At 70.3% G+C, this 4,859-nt stretch carries 4 protein-coding genes; all 4 read left to right on the top strand.

From position 1 onward, the window contains the following. On the top strand, positions 1-1,044 hold a 1,044-nt coding region (locus tag ACFTZL_RS40990), incomplete at its 5' end, for an FtsK/SpoIIIE domain-containing protein (RefSeq protein WP_382594493.1). Positions 1,045-1,243: 199 nt separating this feature from the next. Continuing rightward, entirely contained in the window at positions 1,244-2,650 is a 1,407-nt protein-coding gene (locus ACFTZL_RS40995) for an ABC transporter substrate-binding protein (RefSeq protein ID WP_382594496.1), read from the top strand. 4 nt (positions 2,651-2,654) lie between these two features. After that, on the top strand, positions 2,655-4,001 hold the full coding sequence (locus ACFTZL_RS41000) for a carbohydrate ABC transporter permease (RefSeq protein WP_382594499.1): 1,347 nt from the start codon (positions 2,655-2,657) through the stop codon (positions 3,999-4,001). Then, positions 3,998-4,858 carry a carbohydrate ABC transporter permease gene (locus ACFTZL_RS41005; RefSeq protein WP_382594501.1) on the top strand — a complete coding sequence of 287 codons (861 nt, stop codon included), beginning with the start codon at positions 3,998-4,000 and terminating at the stop codon, positions 4,856-4,858. The genes ACFTZL_RS41000 and ACFTZL_RS41005 overlap by 4 nt, the downstream gene beginning before the upstream one ends. Position 4,859 lies beyond the last annotated feature (1 nt).

Here is a 4,859-nt window from a genome sequence, read left to right on the forward strand (position 1 = left end):
GTGCTGGGCGCCGGGCCGCGCGGCCCGGTCGGCGCGGACCTCGCGGCCCAGGGACCGCATCTGCTGATCGAGGGCCCGCCGGGCAGCGGCCGCACCGAGCTGCTGCGGGCGGTCGTCGCGTCCCTGGCCGCCGCCGAGCGGCCGGACCGCCTGGGCATCGTGCTGGTCGACGGCCGGGGCGGCTCCGGCGCGGGCGGCGGGCACGGCGACGGACTGCGGGTGTGTACGGACGTACCGCATGTCACGACGCATCTCTCGGCCCACGACCCGGTCCGCATGCGGGAGTTCGCGCAGTCCCTGAGCGCCGAGCTGAAGCGGCGGGCCGAGCTGCTGGGCCGGTCCGACTTCGCCGAGTGGCACAGCGGTCGCGAGCTGTCGGGCCGTATGGTCGCCCAGCGCACGGCCGCGGCCCGGGGCGGCGCCCAGGGTGAGGCCGCCGCCGGGCCCGGTGCCGGGGATCTCGACTCCCCGTCCAGTTCGACCATGCGGCTGCGGCCCGGAGCGGCCCGGCGGCGGACGGAGGCGGCGCCGCCGCTGCCCCGGCTCGTCGTGGTCGTCGACGATCTGGACGCCCTGGTCTCCCCCGCGCTCGGCTCGACCGGGCGGCCCGCCGCCGGCTCGGTGATGCGCGCGCTGGAGGCCGTGGCCCGGGAGGGCGAGCAGCTTGGCGTCCACCTGGTGACGGCCTCCGGCCCGTGTCCCCGTACGGCGGAGACGGAACCGGCCCGCCGGGCCACCCTGCGCGTCGCGCTCGACGCCCCGGCACCCGGCCCGGACGAGCCCGCGCCCGGCCGGGGCAGCCTGACCTGCGCGGACGGGCGGGTCACGCCGCTCCAGGGCGGGCGGGTCACCGGCCGCATCCCCCGGACGGCGACCCTGCGCCCGACGGTCGTACCGCTGGAATGGCACCGCATGGGTGACCCTCCGGCCCGGCGCCCGGTGCGGGAACTCGGAAACGGCCCGACCGACCTGGCACTGTTGGCCAGCGCGCTGGAAAGGGCGGCGAGGGAGGTCTCGGCGGCAGAGGTGCCGTCACTTCTGTAGCACTCGCCAGCACGCGTACGTGGCACTGGCCGGAAGCCGACCCCGTCCGATGATCAGAGGTTCAGCCCCTGGTCACGAGGGGGTCACGATCCCCCGCTTGACAGCCGACGCCATCTTGCCGCCCCCGCACACCCGGGCGTAGACCAGATCGCACGGGAGCGCGCTCGACGTTCGACGAGGAACGAAGAACGGGGCAGTCATGCGCATGACGAGCAGCACCATCCGGACACGCTGGTCGCCCGACAAGGCGACCCCTCAGAGCCGCAGAGCCACCAGGGCAGCGGCCGCCGTCGCCGCGGGAGCGCTCGCGCTCTCGCTCACCGCCTGCGGAAGCAGCGACAACGACAGCGGTGGAAGCACGGGCGACACCCAGCAGACCGCCGACAACGTCACCCTTCCGAAGCTGGACGGGACGAGCCTGGAGATCGCCGCCGTCTGGACCGGCACCGAACAGGCCAACTTCAAGAAGGTCCTGGCGGAGTTCGAGAAGCGCACGGGCGCCAAGGTCACGTTCGTGCCGGCCCAGGACCCGATCATCAACTTCATCGGCTCGAAGGTGGCCGGCGGGCAGCCGCCGGACATCGCGATGCTGCCGCAGCCCGGCGCCATCAAGCAGGCCGTCGACCGGGGCTGGGCCAAACCGCTCGGCTCCGACGCCCTGAAGGAGCTCGGCGAGAACTACTCGCAGGGCTGGCAGGACATCGGCAAGGTGGGCGGCAAGGAGTACGGCGTCTACTACAAGGCCGCCAACAAGTCCCTGATCTGGTACAACAACCAGGTCTTCGAGAACGCGGGGGCCAGTGAGCCCGAGACCTGGCCGGATCTGCTCAACACCGCGCAGACGGTCTACGACTCCGGCGTCACCCCGTTCTCCGTCGGCGCCGCCGAGGGCTGGACGCTGACCGACTGGTTCGAGAACGTCTACCTCTCCCAGGCGGGTCCGGAGAAGTACGACGAGCTGGCCCAGCACAAGATCAAGTGGACGGACCCGTCCGTGAAGGACGCGCTGACCACGCTCGCACAGGTCTGGGGCAAGCCGGACTACATCGCGGGCGGGGCGAACGGGGCGTTGCAGACCGACTTCCCGGCCTCCGTCACGCAGGTCTTCACCGGCGGGGACCAGCCCAAGGCGGCCATGGTCTCCGCGGGTGACTTCGCGCAGGTCAACATCCCGTCGAGCATGAAGATCGGGACGGACGCGAAGGTGTTCCCGTTCCCCGCGGTCGGTGACAACGGCCCGGTGGTCTCGGGCGGTGACGCGGCCGTGATCCTGGAGGACTCGAAGGGCTCCCAGGCCCTGGCCACCTGGCTCGCCTCCCCCGACGCGGCGGAGATCCAGGCCAAGCTGGGCGGCTACCTCTCGCCGAACAAGAACGTGCCGAACTCCGCGTACCCGAACGCGGTGCAGCAGAAGATCGCCAAGGCGCTCATCGACGCCGGTGACGACTTCCGCTTCGACATGTCCGACCAGGCCCCACAGGCCTTCGGCGGCACGCCCGGCAAGGGTGAGTGGAAGATCCTCCAGGACTTCCTGAAGAACCCGAAGGACATCGCGGGTACGCAGGCGAAGCTGGAGGCCGAAGCGGCCGCGGCCTACGGGAACTGATGCCATGACGTCGGCCACGGCGGCAGGGGGCAGCGGGCCCCCTGCCGCCCCCAAGACGCGCAAGAGTGTGACCGGCACCCGCAGGACCGTCGCGGCGCTGTTCCTGCTGCCCGCGCTCGTCCTGCTCGGCGCGCTCGTGGTGTACCCGATCGGGTACTCGGTCGTACGCAGCTTCTACGACCAGTCCGGTGACGGCTTCGCCGGAATAGACAACTACAAGTCCCTCTTCACCGACGAGGGCATCCGCACCGCGCTGAAGAACAACATCATCTGGGTGGTGTTCGCGCCGACGGTCGCGACGGCGCTCGGCCTGATCTTCGCGGTGCTGACCGAACGGGTGCGTTGGGGTACGGCGTTCAAGCTGGTCGTCTTCATGCCGATGGCGATCTCGATGCTGGCGGCGGGCATTATCTTCCGCCTGGTGTACGACCAGGATCCGGACAAGGGCGTGGCGAACGCGGTGTGGGTGGGCGTGCACGACACGTTCGCCCCGTCGTCGGCGTTCCCGAAGGCCCATCCGGGCAGGGACTCGCCGCTGGAGGCGGCCGGCGGCGGCGCGTTCATCACCAAGTCGCCCGTGCGCGCGGGAGAGGCCGTCTCGCTGCCCCTGGTGGGTGTGGCGCCCGATCTGATGCCCGACGGCGCGAAGGCCGCGGTGGCGCCGAAGCCCGAGCCGGACAAGATCACCGGCACGGCGTGGCAGGACTTCACGCGGGGCAAGGGCGTGGGCACGCTCAACAGGGTCGACGCGGCCGAGCTGGGTTACGCCGGTATGAAGGTCGAGGCGGTGAAGGACGGCAGGGTGGTGGCGTCGGCGACGGCGGCCGACGACGGCGCCTTCACCCTGCCCGCCTCGGCCGACGGAGCCCAACTGCGGCTCCCCGCAAGCAACTTCGCGGAGCCCTACAACGGCCTGGACTGGCTCGGCCCGTCCCTGGTCACCCCGTCGATCATCGGCTCGTACATCTGGATGTGGGCGGGCTTCGCGATGGTGCTGATCGCGGCCGGGCTCGCGGGCATGCCCCGGGAGCTGCTGGAGGCCGCCCGGGTCGACGGCGCGTCCGAGTGGCAGGTGTTCAGACGGGTCACGGTGCCGCTGCTGGCGCCGGTCCTCGCGGTCGTCATCGTCACCTTGATGATCAACGTACTGAAGGTCTTCGACCTGGTCTTCATCATCGCCCCCGGCTCCTCCCAGGACGACGCGAACGTCCTGGCCCTGGAGCTGTACCGCAAGGGCTTCTCCGAGGACCAGCCGGGCATCGCCAGCGCCATCTCGGTGTTCCTGCTGCTCCTGGTGATCCCGGTGATGTGGTTCAACGTGCGTCGGCTGAGGCGGGAGGTGCGGCGATGAAGGCGAAACAGTCGCTGGGGTCCCGGCTCGCCGAGGGCGTCAGCGGTGGGCTGATGCGGGTGTTCCTCATCGTGATCGGCCTGTTCTGGCTGGTGCCGACGATCGGCCTGCTGCTGTCCAGTCTCCGCTCACCGGAGAACATCGCGGCGAGCGGCTGGTGGAAGGTGTTCACGGAGCCGTCGCAGATCACCTTCGACAGCTACCGGAAGCTGCTGGAGAACGACGACATCACCAGCTCCCTGCTGAACACGGTATGGATCACGGTCCCGGCGACCCTGCTGGTCGTGATCATCGGCTCGCTGGCGGGCTATGCCTTCGCCTGGATGGAGTTCCCGGGCCGGGACTGGTGGTTCCTGGGCGTGGTCGGCCTGTTGGTGGTGCCGGTGCAGGTGTCGCTGATCCCGATCGCCGAACTCTTCGGCAATATCGGCATCTTCGGCTCGGTGCTCGGCGTGGTGCTCTTCCACGTCGGCTTCGGCCTGCCCTTCGCCGTGTTCCTGCTGCGGAATTTCTTCGCCGAGATCCCGAGAGAGCTCCTGGAGGCGGCGCGCCTGGACGGAGCGGGTGAACTGCGCCTGTTCTTCCGTGTCGTGATGCCGCTCGGCGGCCCGGCGATCGCCGCCCTCGGCATCTTCCAGTTCCTGTGGGTGTGGAACGACCTGCTGGTCGCGCTGATCTTCTCGGACTCCGGGAGCCAGCCGATCACGGTCGCGCTCCAGACGCAGGTACGGCAGTTCGGCAACAACATCGACGTGCTGGCACCCGGCGCGTTCATCTCGATGGTGATCCCGCTGGCCGTCTTCTTCGCGTTCCAGCGGCAGTTCGTGTCCGGCGTGATGGCTGGAGCGGTCAAGTAGC

Origin of the sequence: Streptomyces sp. NPDC056948 (assembly GCF_042674225.1) — a bacterium.
GTDB classification, from domain to species: Bacteria; Actinomycetota; Actinomycetes; order Streptomycetales; family Streptomycetaceae; genus Streptomyces; species Streptomyces purpurascens.